18 protein-coding genes and 1 pseudogene are annotated in these 21,627 nt (G+C 70.6%); 9 read left to right on the top strand and 10 right to left on the bottom strand.

All coding sequences use genetic code 11. The features are described 5' to 3' along the window. Together BFF76_RS13125 and BFF76_RS13120 are read right to left on the bottom strand one after the other, a co-directional pair. Positions 1-527, bottom strand: a pseudogene (locus BFF76_RS13125) (LLM class flavin-dependent oxidoreductase). After that, complete coding sequence (locus BFF76_RS13120; protein ID WP_065848265.1) at positions 527-1,678, bottom strand: CaiB/BaiF CoA transferase family protein; 1,152 nt, start codon at positions 1,676-1,678, stop codon at positions 527-529. The pseudogene BFF76_RS13125 and the gene BFF76_RS13120 overlap by 1 nt, the downstream one beginning before the upstream one ends. Positions 1,679-1,881: 203 nt before the next feature. Here BFF76_RS13120 and BFF76_RS13115 point away from each other — a divergent pair, with 203 nt between their 5' ends. Continuing rightward, positions 1,882-3,072, top strand: a complete 1,191-nt coding sequence (locus BFF76_RS13115; protein WP_065848264.1) for a saccharopine dehydrogenase family protein — start codon at positions 1,882-1,884, stop codon at positions 3,070-3,072. Positions 3,073-3,099: 27 nt separating this feature from the next. Here BFF76_RS13115 and mmpA read toward each other — a convergent pair whose 3' ends face one another. Together mmpA and BFF76_RS13105 are read right to left on the bottom strand one after the other, a co-directional pair. Continuing rightward, a complete protein-coding gene (gene mmpA / locus BFF76_RS34435; protein WP_381824637.1) occupies positions 3,100-3,246 on the bottom strand; it encodes a morphogenic membrane protein MmpA in 147 nt (48 codons plus the stop codon). Positions 3,247-3,327: 81 nt separating this feature from the next. Further along, entirely contained in the window at positions 3,328-4,005 is a 678-nt protein-coding gene (locus BFF76_RS13105) for an endonuclease V (RefSeq protein ID WP_053929187.1), read from the bottom strand. Positions 4,006-4,042: 37 nt separating this feature from the next. On the opposite strand from BFF76_RS13105, the gene BFF76_RS13100 reads away from it, so the two are divergent. Further along, positions 4,043-4,342, top strand: coding sequence for a YciI family protein (locus BFF76_RS13100; protein ID WP_031094818.1), 300 nt, complete (start codon positions 4,043-4,045; stop codon positions 4,340-4,342). Here the strand turns inward: BFF76_RS13100 and BFF76_RS13095 are convergent. Beyond that, on the bottom strand, positions 4,339-5,985 hold the full coding sequence (locus BFF76_RS13095) for a TROVE domain-containing protein (RefSeq protein ID WP_107418425.1): 1,647 nt from the start codon (positions 5,983-5,985) through the stop codon (positions 4,339-4,341). The two genes, BFF76_RS13100 and BFF76_RS13095, sit on opposite strands and share 4 nt — an antisense overlap. 431 nt (positions 5,986-6,416) lie before the next feature. On the opposite strand from BFF76_RS13095, the gene ssgD reads away from it, so the two are divergent. From ssgD to BFF76_RS13075, 4 genes are all read left to right on the top strand, one after another. Beyond that, complete coding sequence (gene ssgD / locus BFF76_RS13090; RefSeq protein WP_031094815.1) at positions 6,417-6,833, top strand: spore wall synthesis regulator SsgD; 417 nt, start codon at positions 6,417-6,419, stop codon at positions 6,831-6,833. A 288-nt stretch (positions 6,834-7,121) separates the two neighbouring features. Beyond that, positions 7,122-8,768, top strand: a complete 1,647-nt coding sequence (locus BFF76_RS13085; RefSeq protein ID WP_065848263.1) for an ABC-F family ATP-binding cassette domain-containing protein — start codon at positions 7,122-7,124, stop codon at positions 8,766-8,768. Between the two features lie 154 nt (positions 8,769-8,922). Next, positions 8,923-9,900 (top strand): acyl-ACP desaturase, encoded by a 978-nt coding sequence (locus tag BFF76_RS13080; RefSeq protein ID WP_065848262.1) that lies wholly within the window; start codon positions 8,923-8,925, stop codon positions 9,898-9,900. Positions 9,901-10,047: 147 nt separating this feature from the next. After that, positions 10,048-10,938: a chitosanase gene (locus tag BFF76_RS13075; protein ID WP_065848261.1), complete on the top strand. Its 891-nt coding sequence runs from the start codon at positions 10,048-10,050 to the stop codon at positions 10,936-10,938. A 64-nt stretch (positions 10,939-11,002) separates the two neighbouring features. On the opposite strand, the gene BFF76_RS13070 is transcribed toward BFF76_RS13075, so the two are convergent. From BFF76_RS13070 to BFF76_RS13060, 3 genes are all read right to left on the bottom strand, one after another. Further along, positions 11,003-11,254, bottom strand: a complete 252-nt coding sequence (locus BFF76_RS13070; protein WP_031094807.1) for a WhiB family transcriptional regulator — start codon at positions 11,252-11,254, stop codon at positions 11,003-11,005. Between the two features lie 100 nt (positions 11,255-11,354). Continuing rightward, complete coding sequence (locus BFF76_RS13065) at positions 11,355-12,152, bottom strand: VOC family protein (RefSeq protein WP_065848260.1); 798 nt, start codon at positions 12,150-12,152, stop codon at positions 11,355-11,357. A gap of 122 nt (positions 12,153-12,274) precedes the next feature. Next, positions 12,275-13,264, bottom strand: a complete 990-nt coding sequence (locus BFF76_RS13060) for a multicopper oxidase domain-containing protein (protein ID WP_065848259.1) — start codon at positions 13,262-13,264, stop codon at positions 12,275-12,277. Between the two features lie 231 nt (positions 13,265-13,495). Here BFF76_RS13060 and BFF76_RS13055 point away from each other — a divergent pair, with 231 nt between their 5' ends. Beyond that, positions 13,496-15,994, top strand: a complete 2,499-nt coding sequence (locus BFF76_RS13055; protein ID WP_244167271.1) for a ThuA domain-containing protein — start codon at positions 13,496-13,498, stop codon at positions 15,992-15,994. Then, complete coding sequence (locus BFF76_RS13050) at positions 15,991-18,231, top strand: OmpL47-type beta-barrel domain-containing protein (RefSeq protein ID WP_065848258.1); 2,241 nt, start codon at positions 15,991-15,993, stop codon at positions 18,229-18,231. Before BFF76_RS13055 ends, BFF76_RS13050 begins: the two co-directional genes overlap by 4 nt. Positions 18,232-18,238: 7 nt before the next feature. On the opposite strand, the gene BFF76_RS13045 is transcribed toward BFF76_RS13050, so the two are convergent. Further along, complete coding sequence (locus BFF76_RS13045) at positions 18,239-19,315, bottom strand: membrane protein (RefSeq protein ID WP_031094794.1); 1,077 nt, start codon at positions 19,313-19,315, stop codon at positions 18,239-18,241. Then, positions 19,312-20,322 (bottom strand): non-homologous end-joining DNA ligase, encoded by a 1,011-nt coding sequence (gene ligD, locus BFF76_RS13040; protein WP_031094792.1) that lies wholly within the window; start codon positions 20,320-20,322, stop codon positions 19,312-19,314. Before ligD ends, BFF76_RS13045 begins: the two co-directional genes overlap by 4 nt. A 94-nt stretch (positions 20,323-20,416) precedes the next feature. On the opposite strand from ligD, the gene BFF76_RS13035 reads away from it, so the two are divergent. Then, a complete protein-coding gene (locus BFF76_RS13035; protein WP_053929182.1) occupies positions 20,417-21,478 on the top strand; it encodes an ATP-dependent DNA ligase in 1,062 nt (353 codons plus the stop codon). Positions 21,479-21,627 lie beyond the last annotated feature (149 nt).

The following is a 21,627-nucleotide window of genomic DNA, read 5'->3' as shown; positions in this document are numbered from 1 at the left end:
TCAAGCCCCCTGGAGCCAGTTCTTGACGGTGGAGATCAGCCGCGCCGGCTCGGGGCCGACGGGCGTGACGTTGAGCATGGTGACCCCGGCCTCCCCGAAGGCCTCGATGCGGTCGCGTACGTACCCCTCGGGGCCGCAGAGCGTCATGAGCTCGCAGAATTCGTCCGGGACGGCGGCCTCCGCCTCCCTCTTCTTCCCGGACAGGTAGAGCTCCTGGATGGTGGCGGCCTCCTTCTCGTAGCCGTAGGCGAGGTCGTTGTAGAAGTTCCTGCCCCGCGCGCGCATGCCGCCGACGTACAGCGCGATCTGCGGGCGGGGGCGGGCGTGCGGGAGTACACGTTGAGGATCGCCGCGCCGATCTTCAGGTGTTCCGTGCGGGCGGCGAGGTACCCCATGACGGTCGGCGAGTCGAAGCCGCACGCCTCGGCGACCCAGACGGCGTCGAGGCCGGCGGACTCGAGTACGGCGACCTCGTCGCAGGCTGCGCGCGGATCGCCCGCGTAGTTCAGCGGCAGGGAGAGTTCCATCAGAGGGTCGTTTCCTTCCCGGTGGTCAGCAGGCCCGGCACGCCCCAGTCCGCGGCGACGGCCTCGGTGTCCGCTCCGGGCAGCGCGGGTGCGCTGCGCACGGAGACGGGTGTCGCGGAGAAGCGGGGTGCGGGGGCGGGCTGGGTGAGGCCGCCGTGCTCCACGTAGGTGGAGCGGGCGGCGAGGTGGGGGTGGCCCGGCGCCTCACGGAGCGAGAGGACGGGAGCCACACAGGCGTCCGTCCCCTCGAAGACCTCGGTCCACTCGGCGCGCGTACGGGTGCTGAACCGGTCGGCGACCAGGGCGCGCAGCTCTTCCCAGCGCCCGGAGTCGTTGCGGTCGGGTGCCTCGTCCCCCAGCCCGAGGAGCTCGGCGAACTCCTCGTAGAAGCGCGGTTCCAGGGCTCCGACCGCCATGTGCAGGCCGTCGGAGGTCTCGTAGGAGCCGTAGAAGGGGCAGCCGCCGTCGAGGAGGTTGGAGCCGCGCCGGTCCTGCCAGCTGCCGGCGGCCAGCATGCCGTGGATCATCGTGGCGAGGTGGGCCGCGCCGTCCACGATGGCCGCGTCGACGACCTGCCCACTCCCGCCGGGCGTACGGGCGTGCTGGAGGGCGGCGAGCACACCGACGACGAGGTAGAGCGAGCCGCCCGCGTAGTCGCCGACCAGGTTGGCCGGCACCGTGGGCGGTTCGCCGGCTCTGCCGATCATGGACAGGGTGCCGGTGAGGGCGATGTAGCCGATGTCGTGCCCCGCCCGTCCGGCCAGCGGCCCGTCCTGGCCCCAGCCGGTCATCCGTCCGTAGACGAGCCGCGGGTTGCGCTCCAGGCAGGCGTCGGGGCCCACGCCGAGGCGTTCGGCGACGCCGGGCCGGTAGCCCTCGATCAGGACGTCGGCACGCTCGACGAGGTCGAGCACCTGCCCGGCTCCGCTCTCGGCCTTCAGGTCGACGAGGACCGACCGCTTGTTGCGGTTGGTCAGGTCGAAGGCGGGATCGATACCGATCACCGGGCCTCCGGGCCGGTCGACGCGCACCACGTCGGCGCCGAGGTCGGCCAGGAGCATGGCGGCGAACGGCCCCGGGCCGATGCCGGCCAGTTCGACGACGCGCACTCCGGTCAGCGGGCCCTGCGACCCGTGTCCTGTCGTTGCCATCAAGCCCCCAGCAGTGTGACACAACTGATGTAACATCGATGATGCTAAGAACGGACCACGCTCCGCACAACCCTTTTGGCCGAGCAAGCGCTTAGCTCTTCCCCGGATCCTCTCGCACGGAGCCCCTCCCGGCCGCACAGCGCCACGAACGGCTCCGCTACCCTCTGCCTGCTACATCGGCGTCGGCCCCCGCGGAGGCACTCATGAACAGGCAGAACAGGGCAGAACGCCCTTATGACGTCGTCCTTTTCGGAGCCACCGGCTTTGTGGGGGCGCTCACGGCCGAATATCTCGCCGCACATGCCCCGGACGGCTGCCGCTGGGCCCTGGCCGGCCGCAGCCGCGGCAAGCTGGAACAACTGCGCGACCGCCTCGCCGTGGAGAACCCGCACTGCGCGGACCTGCCGCTGCTGACGGCCGACGCGGACGATGACGGCGCCCTGCGCGAGCTGGCCGGTTCCGCACACGTGGTGGCGTCGACGGTCGGACCGTACGTCTGGTACGGCGAGAAGCTGGTCGCCGCCTGCGCGGAGGCCGGGACCGACTACACCGACCTCACCGGGGAGGCGGAGTTCGTCGACCGGATGTATCTGGAGCACGACGGCCGGGCCCGCGAGACGGGTGCCCGCCTCGTGCACGCCTGCGGCTTCGACTCCGTACCGCACGACCTCGGCGCCTACTTCACCGTCCGGCAGCTCCCCGAGGGGGTCCCGCTGACCGTCGACGGCTACGTCCGTACCAACGCGGTCTTCTCCGGCGGTACGTTCGCCTCGGCGCTCACCGCGATGGGCCGCGGCCCGCAGATGATGCGGGCCGCGCGTGAACGGCGTCTGCACGAGCCGCGTCTGGTCGGCCGGCGGGCCCGCGCCCCGCAGGGGTCACCGCACTTCAGCCCGGTGACGGGCACCTGGGCGCTGCCGCTGCCGACTCTGGACCCGCGCGTCGTGGAACGGTCCGCGCGCGGGTTGGAGCGCTACGGCCCCGACTTCCGCTACCGGCACTTCGCCTCGGTGAAGCGCCTCCCCATGGCACTTGGCGGCTCGGCGGCGACGGCCCTGCTGGTGGGGGCCGCCCAGATTCCCGCCGCGCGGGAGTGGCTGTCGGCGCGGGTCGCACCGGGCACGGGGCCCGGCGAGGAGCGCAGGAAGCGGAGCTGGTTCACGGTCCGCTTCGTCGGGGAGGGTGGCGGCCGGAGGGTCTGCACGGAGGTGTCGGGCGGTGACCCCGGCTACGACGAGACGGCGAAGATGCTCGCCGAGGCGGCCCTGGCGCTCGCTCTCGACGACCTGCCGGCGACATCGGGCCAGGTCACGACGGCCGTGGCGATGGGCGACGCACTGCTGGAGCGTCTGACGGCGGCCGGTCTGCGTTTCCGGGTCGCGGCGGTGCGCTGAACCCGGGAGGTGGGCCGCACCACCCGGTCAGGCCATCCAGGACGCCAGCGTGACGACCATGGACACGGTCCAGGCGGCTCCTGCGAGGACACCCAGGGTCATGCCGACGGCGACGCCGCGCTGGGAGAGACGTATGGTTCCGGTGCTCATCTGAGGAGTGTGGTGGTCGATCATGTGTACCAGCCTGCCCTCGATGTTCGACGAGGAACATCCGTACATGTACTCAGTTGGCAACAGATCACCGAGAGGGCCCGGTCAGCCGGCCGCTTCGCGGAGAGCGGACCGGCACAGGGCATCGGCCCTGCGTGTGGTCTCGGGCTGACGGAAGCCGCGGGTCAGTGCGAGGGTGTGGGCGCACGCGTTGTCCAGGCCGGTCCTGTGACCGACGGAGACGAAGACGGGTTTGGTTGCGTCCCGCGTGCGCAGGGCCCGCCCCACTTCCTCGTCACCGTCCATGAGCGGGGTGAAGTCACCTCGCCGGGGCCCGGGTTGCTCGTAGCGGAAGGTGAAAGGGTTCTTCGCCACGCCGATGACGGGCAGGCCGGTGAGCACGCCGAGATGGCTGGCGAGGCCGAACCTGCGCGGGTGGGCCCGGCCGTAGCCGTCGCAGACGACGAGCCCCGGGTCCACCGGCAGGCGCTCGAGCGCGGCCAGGACGGCCGGGATCTCCCGGAAGGCGAGCAGCCCGGGCACATACGGAAACGTCACGCGGCCGTCGGCGGTGGACTCGGCCACCACCTCCAGGGTCGCCGCGTCCAGGACGACGGCCGCCGCCACGACGAGGTCCCGCTCGTCGTCGTAGGCGACGTCGACGCCGGTGACCCGGCCGGTCCCGGGCGGCGGCCCCGGCTCGTCCAGCACCACCCGTGCGCGCAACGCGTCCTGGACGGCGCGGGCTTCGGCCTCGTCGGCGGGCATCCGGAAAGTCGTCATGACGGGCCAGTCTAGGCAGCCCGGTAGCCTGGCGATCATGTTCGTACTCGAGTTGACCTACACCGCACCGGTCGAGCGCGTCGACGCCCTGATGACGGAGCACATCGCCTGGCTGGACGCGCAGTACGCTGCCGGGGTCTTCATCGCCTCCGGACGCAAGAACCCCCGCGACGGCGGGGTGATCCTGGCCGTGGGCGCGGACCGTGCCGGGATCGAGAGGATCGCGGCCTCCGACCCCTTCGCGGTGCACGAGGTGTGCGCCTACCGGATCACGGAGTTCCTTGCGACGAAGACCTCGGACGCGCTTGCACCGTACCGGCAGCAACTGCCCGGCTAGAGCGTGCCCTTCGGGCCGTGGGCCTCGTCCATCACGCTCGTCGCCGGGTCGGTGGTCCACGGCCAGGCGGCGGGGCGACCGGCCTCGATGAGACCGACCATCCTGAACGCGGCGTCCGTGAGGCCGCCGAAGGTGTGCCGGTGGGGGCCCGTGGGGCCATGGGCGGGACGGTATCCCGCCAGGTTCCAGGTGTAGACGGGGGTGCCGGCCGGCACCGGGTCCGCAGGCCCGACCGGGCCGTGGGGCGCGGCCTGCTCGTCGGTGACGATCAGGACCCGGTCGTGTCCGTCGAAGTGCCTGCGCACCGCTTGAGCGGTCTGGGTGCCCCCGAGACCGTGGAACCGTTTCAGCACGTCGAGCACCGGTTCCCCCGCCCGGAACGGCACCACCGCGCTGGACCAGCCGAACTCCACCAGGTCCGCGTGCTCGGCTCGCAGCGCCAGCGCGGCACCGAACACGGCGGCCGCGTCCGCCCGGGTCAGTTCGGAGCGCTCGGAGACGGTGTCCCAGAACATGGAGTCGGACCGGTCCACCAGGACCAGTGTCCGGCCGGGCAGGGTGGGTACGCCGGCCAGCGAGTGGCCCAGTGCCCGTTCCAGCGGGGCCGCCCAGCGCGGTGACGGGGCGTGCCGGTGGGCGGAAAGGTAGCGGAAGGGCAACTGCCGGGACCTGGCGACGCCGGTGGCGTCCGAGATCCGTGTGGCGACCCTGGCCGCCACATCGTCCGGGACACCCGCCTCGTCGAAGTTCCGCAGGTTCCGCAGGAGCGCCATGGGTGCCATCGAGGGAATCACGGCCTCCCAGACGGCGGCGTCCATCGGCCCCTGGAGCCAGCCCGCCGTAGCTTCCCACGTCATGCCCCCCTCGGCCAGGCGCTCGGCACCCCCCGGTCCGGTGGCCACGCCCCGCCGCTCGCCGACCGGCAGCTCCATGAGTGCGCGGTGCGCGGTCAGCATCCGGTCGGAGGCCGGCGGGACCGCCCGCTCCGCGTGATGGCGGCGGTCAAGGGCATGCCGGAACAGCGCGCCCTGCCACGGCTTGTCCGGGTCGGGGGAAGCATGCACCAGGTTGAGCACGTCACCGAAGCGGAACTCCTTGGACGCGGTGTCGTACTTCAGCAGCGACCGGGAGGAGTACAGCCGGCGCACGGCGTCGGCGATGCCCCGCTTCACGGGCTGCGGCACGTTCCGACCGTATGCCGAGGTCCAGTGGGCCAGCAGCTCTCCGGGTTCGTCGGCGCGCTGGAGCACCGAGGCGATCACTGACCGGTTGGACGGGCCTTCCGACGTCCCGGCCTCGAGCCGGGCCCGGACGTACGCGGCGGCGCCCACCAGGGACGCCGTGCGCATGGTGCCCTCGCTCCGGAGCCAGCGCAGCAGGCCGGCCGTCCATGCGGGGTCCTCGACGGCGAGCCGGCCCACGAGGCGGGCGTACCGGTCGTCGCGCTCCTGGCCGCTCTCGTAGAAGGTCTGCTGGGAGACGAAGTTGCCGACGGCCAGCAGGAAGAGCTCCTCCCGGGGCTCCCGGACGAAGGCCGGGCCGCCTTCGTGGGTGCGGAGCGCTTGCCCGGCAGGGCAGCGAAGACGCAACCCCGGGTCCGCCGGGGTTCGGGCGGCCGCCGAGACATGCGGGGCCACGAGCATCTCGGTCCAGATCTTGGAGACGCGCTGGGTGTGACGAGGCAGTGAATCCCCCCGGATTCGAGGAACGGACCACCCGCGGCCGCGTGTGCGACGGGGACGGTGCGGGAAACGGCCGCGCCACCCGAGATCAACAAGAGGGCCGCGGCGTCACTTGGTTCGAAGGAAGTAGCCGCAGCCGGGCGCATCGGGGGGCGCGGTCGCGCAGCCACCCTAGGCGTGCCGCCGGACAGCGCACCACTGATTTTGACGCCCGCCCTGTGCGTCACCGTGGACCGCGGTCCAGCGGTGCGCCGCGCGAATCGGGGCAGTCGACGGGAGGAGGGGTGAGGGGCGGTGACGCAGCTCACCCCGCCCGACAGTGCACGGATGGAGGCGTTCCGTCGTCTACTCCAATGCCGGGAACCGTCGTCAGAGGCGAGAGGGAGCAGGTCTTGTCCAGCGTTATCGAGCAGTCCGTACAGGCCCGTATGGTCGCGTCCGCGCCGCGTATGGAGACTCTGCCTGCCACTCTGCACTACGACCGCGGGGACCCCTTCGCCGTCCGCATGGCGTTCCCCGCGCCGGCGACCCTCGAAGGCACCGAGGTCGCGTGGGAGTTCTCCCGTGAGCTGCTCGCGGCGGGCGTGGACGCGCCGGCCGGTGTCGGCGACGTCCGGGTGCGGCCGTTCGGGTACGACCGTACGGTGCTGGAGTTCCACGCCGTCGAGGGCATCGCGATGGTGCACGTCCGGACGTCCGAGCTGCGCCGCTTCCTGAAGCGGGCGCAGGAGCTGGTCCCGGTGGGGGACGAGTACCGCTTCATGGATCTCGACGGCGATCTGACCGACCTGCTGGGCGGGCCCGCCTGAGCGGCTCCCCCGAGAGATTCCCGCCGAGCCGGCCCTTGCTCCGCACAAGGCATCCTGGCCATGCCGCCCCCGGGAGAGCGGGGCCGCCCGAAATCGGTTGCGTCCCGCGGGGCTCGCCCCTAGCGTCTTCGGTGTCCTCGTCGTCGTCGGATCGGAGAAGGACGTTGCTCCACATCTGAGGTGTCCGCCCACCGTGCCACGTGCCTCGACGCACGTGTGCCCCTGCGCGGCCCACCCCGATGTCCGAGCCGTTCTCCGTGATTTCCCCGACACAGCCGGGAGGCCCCCGTGCCCTCATCAACGACGCATGTCCTCTGCTCCTCCCTCTCGTTCGCCTGGCAGGACGGGAGCACGGTCTTCGACGGCTTCCAGCTGGCCGTCGGGCCCGGCCGGACCGGACTCATCGGCCTCAACGGCTGTGGGAAATCAACACTGTTGCGGCTGATCGCCGGTGAACTCGCCCCGACCGCCGGACACATCGAAACGGACGGGGACATCGGCTACCTCCCCCAGGACCTCGTCCTGGACACCGCTCTGCGGGTGGACGAGGTCCTGGGGGTGGCGAGCGCGCGGGCGGCGCTCCTCGCCATCGAGGCGGGCGACGCCGGCGAGGAGCACTTCGCCGTGGTCGGGGACGACTGGGACGTCGAGGAACGAGCCCGCGCCGTACTCGGCCGACTGGGCCTGGCCGATGTCGGTCTCGACCGCACCATCGGCGAGCTGTCCGGCGGCGAGTGCGTGCTGCTGCGCCTGGCGGCACTGCTGCTGGCACGTCCGTCCGTCCTGCTTCTGGACGAACCGACCAACAACCTCGACGTGTACGCCCGCGAACGGCTGTACGAGGCGGTGGACGCCTGGACGGGCGTGCTGGTCGTGGTCAGCCACGACCGGGAGATGCTTGAGCGGGTGGACCGGATCGCGGATCTCCGCGAAGGTGCGGTCACCTGGTACGGCGGCAGCCTGTCGGCGTACGAGGAGGCGCTTGCCGTGGAGCAGGAGGCGGCGGGACGGATGGTGCGGGTCGCGGAGGCCGACGTACGGCGGCAGAAGCGCGAACTCGCCGAGGCACACGTCAAACTGGCCCGGCGGAAGCGGTACGGGCAGAAGATGTGGGACACCAAGCGCGAGCCGAAGGCCGTGATGAACCTGCGCAAGCGGACCGCCCAGGAGTCGGCCGGCAAGCACCGCATCATGCACACGGAGCGACTGGCGGACGCGGAGGAGCGTCTCGACGAGGCGGTCGGGGCTGTGCGGGACGACGAGGTGATCCGGATCGAACTGCCGCACACCCGGGTACATCCGGGCCGCGGCGTGCTGGTGCTCCGCGATCTCGAACTCGCCCACGGGCCACGGGTGCGGGGCGAGTGGGACCTGCGCGGCCCCGAACGGATCGCACTGGTCGGCCGCAACGGCGCGGGGAAGACGACGCTTCTGCGCACGATCGCGGGTGAGCTGGATCCGGTGTCGGGCGAGGCTGCCGCACAGGTGCCGGTGGGTTTCCTGCCGCAGCGTCTCGACGTCCTCGACGGCGGGCTCTCCCTGGTGGACAACGTGGCACGCGTCGCACCCGGCGCCACGGGCAACGCCATCCGGGCGAGACTGGCGCACTTCCTGTTCAAGGGCGGGCGTGCGGACCGGCCGGCCGACGCCCTCTCGGGCGGTGAGCGCTTCCGGGCCACACTGGCGGCGCTGCTGCTCGCCGAACCCGCTCCCCGGCTGCTGATGCTGGACGAGCCGACGAACAGTCTCGATCTGTCCGGCGTGCGCCGCCTGACCTCGGCGCTGGAGGCGTTCGAGGGAGCGCTCATCGTGGCCAGCCACGACATGCCGTTCCTGAAGTCGCTGGGAGTCACCCGCTGGCTGCTGCTGGACGAGGACGGGCTGCGGGACATCGCCCCTGGCGAATTGCCGGGAATCAGCGCCGCAGACGCCTGACTTGCCCCCTGTATGCACCTATGAACTGCGTGGATGACAGCGGGTGAGCAGGCGCCTCGAGGGCCGGGCTTGGCTATGGCCTTACCGCCGCCTTAACCTACGGTCACGTAACCTACGAAGCCGTAGGTATTTTCTCCCGTCCCCAGGAGCCCCCGTGACGATCACCTCTCCCCATATCGGCAGTTCGAAGGCGTGGACAGACGCCCAGCTGCTGTACGCACTGGAGGAGGTGGTGGAGAAGGAACTCAACCGCCATCTCAAGGTCGCCAAGGACTGGATGCCCCACGAGTACGTACCGTTCACCGACGGCCGGAACTTCCCCGGTGTCTTCGAGGACGGCGAGGCGTGGGAGACCAGCCAGTCCAAGGTCACCGACATCGGGCGCATCGCCCTCGTCGTGAACCTGCTGACCGAGGACAACCTCCCCAGCTACCACCACGAGATCGCCTCGCTCTTCGGCCGCGACGGCGCCTGGGGCACCTGGGTGCACCGCTGGACCGCGGAGGAGGGCAGGCACGGCATTGTCATGCGCGACTACCTGCTCACCTCGCGAGCCGTGGACCCGGACAAGCTGGAGCAGTTCCGCATGGCGCACATGGCGGAGGGCTTCGAGTCCGACAACCGCCACTCCATGCTGCACTCCGTGGCGTACGTCGCCTTCCAGGAGCTCGCGACCCGCGTCTCGCACCGCAACACCGGCCACCAGTCCGGCGACCCGGTGTGCGACCGGATGCTGGCCCGGATCGCGACCGACGAGAACCTGCACATGGTCTTCTACCGCAACCTGCTGGGCGCGGCGTTCGAGCTGGCTCCGGACCTCACCATGCAGTCCGTCCGCGACGTCGTCGTCGACTTCCGGATGCCCGGCCACGGCATGCCCGGCTTCGAGCGGGCGGCCGCGCAGATGGCGATCGGCGAGATCTACAACATGCGCATCCACCACGACGACGTGATCCAGCCCGTCCTGCGCTACCTGAAGGTCCTCGACATCGACGGCCTCGGCCCGGAGGGCCTCAAGGCACAGGAGGAGCTCGGGCTGTACATGAGCGGCCTGGACAGCGAGGCGTCGAAGTTCGACGAGAAGCTGGCGGCCCGCAAGGCCCGCCTGGCGGCCCGGGCCAACCAGGGCTGACCCGCCGGAGAGCCCGCCCGGCGGTCTCGGGATCCGCTCCCCGCCCCCGCCGGACAGCGGCGGCGCACGCGTCTCGCGTGCGCCGCCGCTTCTCGCTCGGGCTGCCCCCGCAGCTTCACGGAAAGTACTCTGTGCCGGGTGAAACCTGTGACGCGTCTCGTTCTTTTCGGTGCACCCATCGCCATCGCCGCCTCGATCCTGTTCAACGGCGGCGGCTCGGAGCCGCCCACGGTGACCCCGCAGGCGGCCGGCCCCGGGGAAACCGGCACGGCGGAGCCGGAAGCGGCCGAACAGGTGGACGAGCGCTCCGAGGAGATCGACGCACTGCCGCCCGGTCTAGCTGCTCCGGCGATGAAGGAGACCGCGTCACGGCTGGTGGCCAGCGCCGAGGCGTCCACCCTGGACTGGCGCAGCCAGTACGGAGCGATCGAGGACATCGGCGACGGCACCGGCTACACCGCCGGCATAATCGGCTTCTGTTCCGGTACGAACGACATGCTGCAACTGGTCGAGGACTACACCGATCGGCACCCGGACAATCCGCTCGCCCCGTTCCTCCCCGCTCTGCGGGCGGTGGACGGTACCGACTCGCACGAGGGCCTGGATCCCGGCTTCACCGACGCCTGGCGCCGGGCCGCCGAGGAACCGGCCTTCCGGGAGGCCCAGGAAACGACGCGCGACAGGCTGTACTTCGAGCCCGCGGTCAGGCTGGCGAAGATGGACGGCCTCGGCACCCTGGGGCAGTTCGTCTACTACGACGCGATGGTCCTGCACGGGCCAGGTGTCGGGGCGGACGGCTTCTACGGCATCCGCGACGCCGCGATGGCGTCGGCGGACACGGCCGCGGAGGGCGGCGACGAGACCGCGTATCTGGACGCATTCCTCGACGAGAGCCGGTCGGCGATCAGGGCCCGTAAGGTGCAGCGGGACACGACCCGGATCGACACGGCGCAGCGGGTGTTCCTGCGCGAGGGCAATCTCGGGCTGGACAAGCCGCTGGTGTGGCAGATGTACGGCGAGACCTTCCGGATCGCCTGACGGGATCTCCTGACGGGACGGCCTGACGGGGCCCGCAGTGCGCGGGCCTCGCCCGGAGCGGCGCTCAGCGCCGGCCGGACCGGCTTCTGCGCAGTCGTTCCCGCTCCTTCTCGGACATCCCGCCCCAGACGCCGAAGCGCTCGTCGTGGGTGAGTGCGTACTCCAGGCAGGCCACTCTGCCCTCGCAGGCGTTGCACAGCTGTTTGGCCTCCCGGGTCGAGCTGCCCGGCGCCGGGAAGAAGAAATCGGGCCCGGCCTGCGCGCACAACGCGGTCTCCCGCCATAGGAGCTCTTCGGTCATGGTGTTGATCGGCATGGGGCACATGGTGCCCGGTCGCGATAAACAAGTGATCAACGACCGTTCAACGACCGGGCCGGCCGCGGATCCCCCGCTCCCGGCCGCGCTGTCCGGCCGCTCAGTCCAGCGGCATCGGCACGGGCTTGATCACGGCGAACGCCGCACCCGCGGGGTCGGCGAAGTGGGCGATCCGGCCGACCTCGGGCACGTCCGCGGCGGCCGTGGTCACCCGGCCGCCGAGCCGCTCCACACCGGCGACCACCGCGTCGGTGTCGTCCACGGCGAAGTACGGCAGCCAGTGCGGCCCCGCACCGGTCTGGCCGGGCACCGCGTCGAGGTGCTGGAGCCCTCCGAAGGAGGCCTCGGCACCGTCACTTCCGGCGGGCCGGATCATCGTGTAGGGCTCGCCGGGAAACGCCATGACGTCGGTCTTCCACCCGAAGACGGTGTGGAAGAACGCGGCCGCCGCGGGAACGTCCGGCGTGTACAGCTCGGACCAGATCAGCGCGCCGTTTTCCATGATCATCCCGAGGCCGGGGTTGGTCCCGGGCTGCCAGACGCCGAAGTACGCGCCGAGACTGTCCGTGAAGCCGCCCATGCGCCCGTAGTCGAGCACGTCGACCGGGGGGAACGCGGCGGTACCTCCGGCCTGCTCGACCGTCCGTGCGGTGGCGTCCGCGTCGGGGGTCTGGAAGTAGACCGACCAGGCGGGCTGCCCCTGGTCCTCGGGCACGGTCATGACCCCCGCGACCGTCCTGCCCCGAAGCTGGTACATCCCGTAGCCACCGGTCTCCGGGCCGCCGGGCACCAGGTCCCAGCCGAAGAGGCCGCCGTAGAAGGCCGTGGCCGCCTCGATGTCGGGGGTGCCGAGGTCGATCCAGTTGGGGGCGCCGGTGACGAAGGCCGGGTCGAGCATGGTGTGCTCCTTCAGCGAGTCCCGTGGTCCCGCTCGTCTTGTCGGAGATGGATGCCGCTCGTCTCCGAGTCTTGCACCAGGCACCGACAACCGCAGTTCGCACCGGCCCGCCGGCCGCGGCCTCAGTGCTCGTGCGCGTCCGCCGTACCCGCCGCGTGGTGCGGCGGGTCGTATCCCGGCACCGTGCCGTCCGCCTTGGCGACGAGCAGCAGACCGGCCATCCCCATGTCGGAGTGGCTCTGGACGTGGCAGTGATACATCCATGCGCCGGCCCCCACGTGCTCGCCCGCGATGATCTGGAAGCCGAAGGAGTCGGCGGGTCCGCAGATCTTCGTGTCGACCACACGACTGGGGTCGTCCGGGCCGGTGAGCAGCCCGGTCCTGTTGTCCGCCCAGCGATGCCCGTGGATGTGGAACGTGTGGTAGTACTCGCCGTGCGTGATCATCACGATCTCGACCCGGTCGCCCACCGTGGCCTCGAAGTCGGGGCTCTCGTGGGCGGCCTTGTTGTTGATCGTCATGTCGTTGAAGACGATCGTGATCGTCTTGTCCGGCAGGACATCCCCCTTGCGGCGTACGACGAGTGGCCCGTACAGGCCCTTGCGGATGCCGCCCGTGCCGTGGTCCGTGCCCACGACGTGGTCGTGATAGTGCCAGTAACCGGCGCTGCCCGCCCGCCAGGTGCCGTCCGTACGGCGGCCGGGGACGTGGGTGCGCCAGGTGTACGTGCGGGTGCCGCCGGGCTCGACGTGACTGCGGTTCATCCGGGTGCCGTCGCTGGCGATGTCGTAGTCGACGCCGTGGACATGGAGGCTGGCGTCGACGTCCGTGGTGTTCTCGAACTCGATGTGCAGCGTGTCGCCCTCGGTGATCTCGATGAGCGGCCCGGGGATCGACGCCTCGCCCTTCTCGAAGCCGTATCCGAGCTGACCGTCCGCCAGCTTCTCGGCGTACAGCTTGAGGTGGCGGACGACCCCGCCCGCCGGGGCGGTCTTCGCCGGGTTCTCCGCGGAGGTGGCCTGCACCGCGCCGAGTGACATCGATGTCACTCCAGTGGCCGCCACCACACCGCCGCCCACCAGCATCCGGCGGTTGAAGGTCCTTCGGTCCATGTCGAACTCCCCACTGCGAGAAGGAAACTGGCGCGCTGCTCCCCTGGACGGCCCACACGGTAGCCGGGGGCCGTTGGTTTATCCACGCTCAGGACAAAGTTCGTTCGATTGCTGCCGTACCTATTGGCGGGCCACGAAAAGAGGTCTAGCTTCGTGCGCTGTCGCAGCGACCACAGAGGCGCGGTGACGAGGAAGTGACCAGAGAAGTGACCAAGAGGGGTGGGTGACCACATGCAGCGCACACCACATCACAGGTCCAGATCGCGCCGCGGCATCGCGGCGGCCGTGGCGGCAGGTGCCCTGACCGCGTCCCTGCTCGGCGGCAACGCGGCCACTGCCAGCCCCTATCCGGACCCCGGACTCGAGGAACGGATTGCGACAACGTTGTCCCTTCCCACGCCACCGGGCGGGGCCGACGTCAGGGTGCTGGTGTTCCACGCCTCGGCGGGCGATGAGCCCCCGACCGTGGACGCGGGTATCGCGGCCATCGAGAAGATCGGGCTCAGCGGCCCCGAGGCCGGGCGCTTCAAGACCGTCGCCACCGACGACGCGGCGGTCTTCACCAACGGCAGGAAGCTCGGCAGGTTCAACGCGGTCGTCTTCCTGACCGGCGGCGGCGACGTGCTCGACCCTGAGCAGGAGGCCGGCCTGGAGGCGTACATGGAGGCCGGCGGCGGCTTCCTCGGCATCCATGACGCGGCGCGCACCGAACCGTACTCCGACTGGTTCACCGGCCTGGTCGGCGCACGTCCCGCGGCGGACAGCCCGACGGCGGTCCAGCGCGCCACCGTGGAGATCGGCGACCGGCAGCACCCGGCGACGAAGAACCTCCCGCTGGAGTGGAAGCGTCCGGACAAGTGGCTGGACTGGAAGGAGAACCCGTCCGGTGACGTGCACACCGTGGCCCGTGTCCGCGAGCTGACGTACACCCCGGGCAAGAGCGCCAACGGCTGGGACCACCCGGTCTCCTGGTGCCGTGACTACGACGGCGGCCGCTCCTTCTACACCGGCATGGGCGGCACGGCCGCGAGCTTCGCCGAGACTGACTTCCGGGATCATCTGCGCGGCGCGCTGGCCTGGACGAGCCGGATCTCGCAGGCCGACTGCAAGGCCACGATCGACTCCAACTACACGGCGGAGAGGCTCACGCAGCCCAATCAGCCGGGACAGAACGACCAGATCGGCGAACCGCACGGTCTGGTGACCGCGAAGGACGGGCGGGTCTTCTACATCGGACGCGGCGGCGCCGACAGCAGCGCGCCGGTGGTCACGGACTGGAGCAATCCGGACATCGGCAAGGGCAATGGCGAGATCCACGTCTACGACCCCGCCACCAAGAAGGTCTCCCTCGCCGGCAAGCTGAGCGTCTTCGGCAACAAGGGCGGCGGCGACGAGCTGGTCAAGGTGGAAGAGGGCCTGCTCGGGATCGAGCTGGACCCGGACTTCGCCACCAACGGCTGGGTGTACCTGCACTACACCCCGCACGCGAAGATCGACCGCGACAAGCGGATGGCGGTCCGGCAGGTCTCGCGCTTCACCTTCGACCGCACCACGAACAAGCTGGACCTGGCGTCCGAGAAGGTGCTGCTGAACTGGCCGGTCCAGATCCACAGCTGCTGCCACGCGGGCGGCGGCATGGCCTGGGACTCGAAGGGCAACCTCTACGTCGCCACGGGTGACAACAACTCCTCGGGCTTCAGCGACGGTTACTCGGGCAACAACCCGCAGCCGAACTACAAGGGTGTCTCCTTCGCCGACGCCCGCCGCACGGCGGGCAATACCAACAACCTCAACGGCAAGATCCTGCGGATCCACCCGGAGGACGACGGCACGTACACCCTGCCCGAGGGCAACCTCTTCACCGGCGAGGAGCCGGACGAGGGAGGCGGCAAGACCCGCGGCGAGATCTACGTGATGGGTGTCCGCAACCCGACGCGCATCTCCGTCGACACGTCGACCGACACGCTGTACGCGGGCTGGGTGGGCCCCGACGCGGGCGCGCCGAGCACGACCTGGGGTCCGGCGAAGTACGACACGTTCGCCGCGATCACCAAGGCGGGCAACCACGGCTGGCCGTACTGCATGGGCAACAAGCAGCCCTACCGGGACCGCAACCTGCCCGACCCGTCCAAGCCGCTGGGCTGGTACGACTGCAACGCCCCGAAGAACGAGTCGCCGAACAACGACGGCCTGGTGAAGCTGCCGCCCGTGACCGGCAACACCATCTGGTACTCGCCGCAGGGCGGCGGCGTGGACTACCCGCGTGACGCGAGCGGCATCCCCAGCTACGAGGTGGAGGACCAGAAGCAGCTCCTGCCCTGGCTCAAGGGCGGCGGCCAGGCCACGATGAACGGCCCGGTCTACCGCTACGACGCGGCGAGCACGAGCGGGGCCAAGTGGCCTTCGTACTGGGACGGCAAGTGGTTCGTCGGTGACTTCTACGACGACACCCAGCCGCGTCACGCCGTGCTGACCGACCCGAAGACGGTCGGCAAGGGCGGCCTGCCGACGCACGCCGAGTCCCTGAAGAAGATCGTCCCGGTAGGTGCGAACGGCATCCGCAACCTCATGGACTGGAAGTTCGCCCCTGACGGTTCCCTCTACGTCCTGGACTACGGGCGCGGCTTCTTCACCTCCGACTCCAAGTCCGCGCTGTGGCGCGTGACGTACAAGGGCGGCGGTCCGACCCCGGCCGCCGCAGACCTGGCCAGGAAGGCGGCAGCGCAGTGAGACACCCTTCGCTCCTCGCGCGAAAGCGGTATGGCCCCGCCCGGTGGTGGGTGGCCCTGCTCGGTTCGTTCCTGATGGTCCTCGGGCTGGCGTCGACCGCCGCGTACGGCCGCGACGACGACCGGGCGACGGCGGCTGCCGACCAGGTCCTCACCTGGACCGCCGGCGACCCCATCGACCACTACCTGTCGGCTCCCAGGACCGCGGTGGCCGGCCCCGCGACGATCGTCTTCGAGAACAGCGCGGCCACCGGCAACACCACGGGAATGCCGCACACGCTGACCTTCAGCGTCTCGGACGTGGAGTTCAACAACGACGTCCCGCTGAACATCCTTGCCAACCCCAGTGACAGCGAGGGCGGCAAGCACAGCGTCGAGGTCACCCTCTCGCCGGGCCGGTACTTCTACCACTGCACGATCCCCGGCCACGGCTCGATGCAGGGCATCCTCACGGTGACCGAGGACGGCGGCGGCGGTGAGGACACCACCGCTCCAGAGACCTCGGCGACGGTGGACGGCGACAGGAACGCCGACGGCGCGTACATCGGCCAGGCCACCGTCACCGTGGCGGCCACCGACGCGGGATCGGGCGTCGACACCGTCGAGTACGCGATCGGCGCCGACGGCGCCTGGCAGCCGTACACCGCGCCCGTCGTGGTGAACGAGGTCGGGACGCACACCGTCCGCTACCGCGCCACCGACAAGTCCGGCAACGCGGCAGCGGAGAAGAAGGCCGACTTCGCCGTAGCCGCGCCCCCGACCGACGACGAGACGCCGCCGGAGACCTCGGCGACCGTGTCGGGCGAGAAGGACGACGCGGGCGCCTACCTCGGCATGGCCACGGTCACCGTGACCGCGTCCGACACCGGGTCGGGAGTCAACACCATCGAGTACGCGACCGGGGCGGACGGCGCCTGGCAGCCGTACACCGCACCCGTGATGGTGCATGAGGCGGGGACACACACCGTCCGCTACCGCGCCACCGACAAGTCGGGCAACGCCGCCGCGGAGAAGTCCGTCGACTTCACCGTCGTCGAACCGCCGTCGCAGGACCGGAGCCCGCCGGAGACCTCGGTGGTGGTGGCGGGCGACAAGAACTCGGACGGCGCGTTCATCACCAGCGCCAAGGCCACGGTCACCGCGACCGACGCGGACTCGGGTGTGGACAAGGTCGAGTACTCCCTCGACGGCGGCCCGTACCTGGCCTACTCCTCCCCCGTCATCGTCGACCGCGTCGGCTACCACACCTTCGCCCACCGTGCGACGGACAAGTCGGGCAACACCTCCGAGGCGAAGCATGCCTCGTTCACCGTCGCGCGGAGCGGCGGTGTCCCGGCCCCCAACTGCCCGGAGTTCGACGAACGGCTGACCGTGATCGTCGGCACGGTCGACACGGGTGTCCCCAACCGGCTGACCGGCAGCCGCTGCACGATCAACGAGCTCATCGAGGACGAGAAGGACTGGTCCTCGCACGCGCTGTTCCTCAAGCACGTGGACAAGGTCCTGGACAAGCTCCTGACCGACGGCGTCATCGACGCCCGTGAGCACAGGAAGATCTACAGGGCCGCCAAGCAGTCCGGCATCGGCAAGCCGGGCCAGGACGAGGGCTACCGCAAGCTGTTCGACGGCACGGCCGACTCCCTCGCCAGGTGGCAGCAGGTCGGCGGCGGCCAGTTCGCACTGAACGAGGAGGAAGGCTCGATCACCAGCTCCACCACCGTGGACGGCATGGGAATGCTGTGGTTCCCGGCCCGGAGTTACGGGGACTTCTCGCTGAAACTCCAGTGGCGGGACGACGCCCCGGGAGCGGGCAACGCCAACGGAGGAGTGTTCGTCCGCTTCCCGAGCGTCCACGACCACCCCGAGGAGACCCGTCCGGAGTGGGTCGCCATCAAGTACGGCCATGAGATCCAGGTCAACGACCGGCCCGACGGAGACATGTACAAGACCGGTTCCGTCTACGGCTTCGACCGGGTCGGTCTCGGAGGGGCCGGGGTCACTCCCAAGGGCACCTGGAACGACTACGAGGTCCGGGTGGTGGACCAGCACTACTCGGTCTACCGCAACGGTGTCCTGCTGAACGAGTTCGACAACAACGGCGGCCAGCTGTTCGAGCCGCCGCGGGGCGACGACCCGGGCACCGACGGACGTCGGTACGCCTCCGGCTACATCGGGCTCCAGGTCCACGGCACCACGGACGTGATCTCCTACCGCGACATCCGCATCCAGGAGTTGTAGGGGCGCGTCACACCCGGGCGGCCGTGGCCGCGTGCTCCGGCACGCGGTCGCGGCCGCCCGGGTGCCGGTGGCGCCAGACCCAGAAGACCGTGCAGGAGACCAGCGCCCAGGCCGCCAGCACGAGGTACGGGAAGAGGTACTGGTGGCCCCGGTAGTAGACCGCCGTGTGCTGGGCGTTGACGGAGGCCCCGGGCGGGAGCCAGCGCCCGATGTGTCCCAGGAGTGAGGGCAGCAGCGGCCAGGACACCGCGCCGCCGGACGACGGGTTGCCGAGCAGCACCATGACACCCCAGGTCGGGATCATCGCCCAGCGGCCCATGAGGGTGTTGAACATCGTGAAGACCATGCCCGACGTGAACATGGTGAACGCCAGGATCAGCCAGGACTGCGCGAAGGGCAGATCGAGCGCGCCGAGCCCCCAGTCCACCACCGCCGCGATGGCGAACCCACCGAGCAGGGCGTACACGGCTGTGAAGAGTATCCGCTCCAGCGGGATCAGGGCCCGGGCGTGCACACTGAGCTGGATCGCACCGAGGAAGCCCATGATGACGGCGGCGAGAGAGATGTAGAAGAGGGCGAGACCCCGCGGGTCACCCTCCTGGAGCGGCTTGACGTCCTCGACCGTGAGCGGGACTCCGACGGTGTCGGCCACCTTCACCCCGGTCTCGCCCAGCAGCTCGGCGACGGTGGCGCCGGAGGCACCGGCGACCTGCATCACCACTCCCTTCCCGGCGCTCCGGAGGATCACGAACACTTTCTGCTCGTCCAGTGCGGCGCGGGCCTGTGCGGCATCCGGATACCTCTCGAGTTCGAGGGAGGCGTCGAGCGCCTTCTCCATCCCCTTGACGAACTCGGTGGCGTACGGCGTCCTCGGGCCCTCGACGACCGCGGCCGGGATCCGGTGCGGCGTCGGATTGGCCATCGCGTAGGTGTACGAGCCGGCGAAGAGGCCCGCGGCGGCCGACACGATCAGGACCAGTACCACCGCGGGGAGGTACGGCGACTGCTTGTACGTCTCCCACTTCTCCCGCCGGGTCGGAGGCCGGCCGTGCGCCCCGTGACCGCCACCGGCCCCGGACGTCATACGGGGTCGCCGTCGTCGTGCCGGGCGCGGCTGGGCTGCACCCGCTTGGGCTCGCCCGGCATCTTCGGATACTCCGGCGGATAGGGCAGGTCGCCCAGCTCGTGCTCGTGTTCGTCACGCCGTGCGAGCTCCAGCACCTGGTCGAGCCGGTAGGCGTGGTCGTCCATGTCGGCGTGCAGATCGCCCAGCTCGGTGTACCGGGCGGTCATGGTGCGGAGGTCGAAGTCGCGGGGCTCCGCGTCGTCGATCTCCTCCCAGCGGAGCGGGGCGGAGACCGGGGCGTGGGGAAAGGGGCGTACGGAGTACGCGGAGGCGATCGTGCGGTCGCGGGCCGTCTGGTTGTAGTCGACGAAGATCCTCTCGCCGCGCTCCTCCTTCCACCAGGCCGTGGTCACCCGGTCCGGCATCCTGCGTTCCAGCTCCCGCCCCACCGCGATGGCGGAGCGCCTGACCTGGGTGAAGGTCCACTCGGGGACGATCGGGACGAAGACGTGGATGCCCCGCCCGCCGGAGGTCTTCGGCCACCCGCGCAGTCCGTGGTCGTCCAGGACCGAGCGCAGTTCGTGAGCCGCCCGTACCGCGTCGGCGTAGTCCGTCCCGGGCTGCGGGTCGAGGTCGATGCGCAGCTCGTCGGGGTGGTCGGTGTCGGCCCTGCGCACCGGCCAGGGGTGGAAGGTCAGGGTGCCGAGGTTGGCGGCCCACAGGACCGAGCCGAGTTCGGTGGGGCACATCTCGTCGGCGTGCCGGCCGCTGGGGAATTCGATCCGTGCGGTGGGGGTCCAGTCGGGGAGGTTCTTCGGTGCGCGCTTCTGGTAGAAGAAGTCGCCCTCGACCCCGTCGACGAAGCGCTGGAGCGTGGTCGGCCGCTCGCGCAGGGCGCGGAGGATTCCCGGCCCCACTGCCAGGAAGTACTCGGCCACGTCCCTCTTGGTGTAGCCCTTCTCCGGGAAGTACACCTTGTCCGGATTGGACAGTCGCACGGCCCGTCCGTCCACGTCCAGCTCCACCGCTGTTCCTGCTCCCATGTCGGACACCGTAGGCCGGGCCCACATATGCCGCATATCGGAGGACGCACCCGGTGCGGCGGGTGAGAATCGGGTCATGGACCTGCCGGTGATGCCTCCTGTGAAGCCGATGCTCGCCAAGTCCGTCTCCAGGATCCCGCCGGGGATGCAGTACGAGGCGAAGTGGGACGGCTTCCGGGCGATCGTGTACCGGGACGGCGACGAGGTGGTGATCGGCAGCCGGACCGGAAAGCCCCTCACCCGCTACTTCCCCGAGGTGGTCGCCGCCGTGCGGGACAATCTGCCGCCGCGCTGCGTCATCGACGGCGAGATCGTCCTGCCGTACGAGGGACGGCTGGACTTCGACCGGCTGAGCGAGCGCATCCATCCGGCCGACTCCCGGGTGCGGATGCTGGCCGAGCAGATCCCGGCGGGTTTCGTCGCCTTCGACATCCTCGCCCTGGACGACGTCTCCCTGCTCGCCACTCCGCAGACCGGACGGCGGACGGCCCTGGAAGGGGCCCTGGCCGGCGCCTCGGCACCCGTCCACCTCGCCCCGGCCACCACGGACCCGGAGCTGGCGCGGGAGTGGTTCGAGCGGTACGAGGGCGCGGGGCTCGACGGGGTGGTCGCCAAACCGCTCGATCTCCCGTACAGGCCCGACACCCGTGTGATGTACAAGATCAAGCACGAACGGACCGCCGACTGCGTGGTGGCGGGCTACCGCTTCCACAAGAGCGGCCCCGTGGTGGGCTCGCTGCTGCTCGGCCTGTACGACTCCGGGGGCGCTCTGCAGCACGTGGGGGTGTGCGCGGCCTTCCCGATGAAGCGGCGCGCCGAACTCGTCGAGGAGCTGGCCCCGTTGCGTATCGATCCCGCCGGCCATCCGTGGGCGGCCTGGGCGGACGCGTCCGCGCACGAGGGCTCGCGGCTGCCGGGCGCGCCGAGCCGCTGGTCGGGGAAGAAGGACCTGTCGTGGGTGGCCCTCGCTCCGGAACGGGTCTGCGAGGTGGCGTACGACCACATGGAGGGCGACCGTTTCCGCCACACCACCCAGTTCCGGCGGTGGCGGCCGGACCGCACCCCCTCCGGCTGCACCTACGCGCAACTGGAGGAAGTGGTGCGGTACGACCTGTCCGAGGTGCTCGACGCCCGCTGATCCGTCAGGCGGTTGGGGTGGGGCAGGGATCCTCGGCGGGAACCGCCGGATCGGGCGTCTCCGCGGGGTCCGTGGGACAGCCGGGACCGGTGGTGCTGGGCTCCGGGTCGGGGGTCGTCGTGGGGTCCGGCGTCGTGGTCGGATCCGGT

The organism is Streptomyces mutomycini (assembly GCF_001700505.1).
Classification (GTDB): domain Bacteria; phylum Actinomycetota; class Actinomycetes; order Streptomycetales; family Streptomycetaceae; genus Streptomyces; species Streptomyces mutomycini.
The sequence above is the reverse complement of the archived record's forward strand: the minus strand, read 5'-3'. Positions and strand labels throughout refer to the sequence as shown.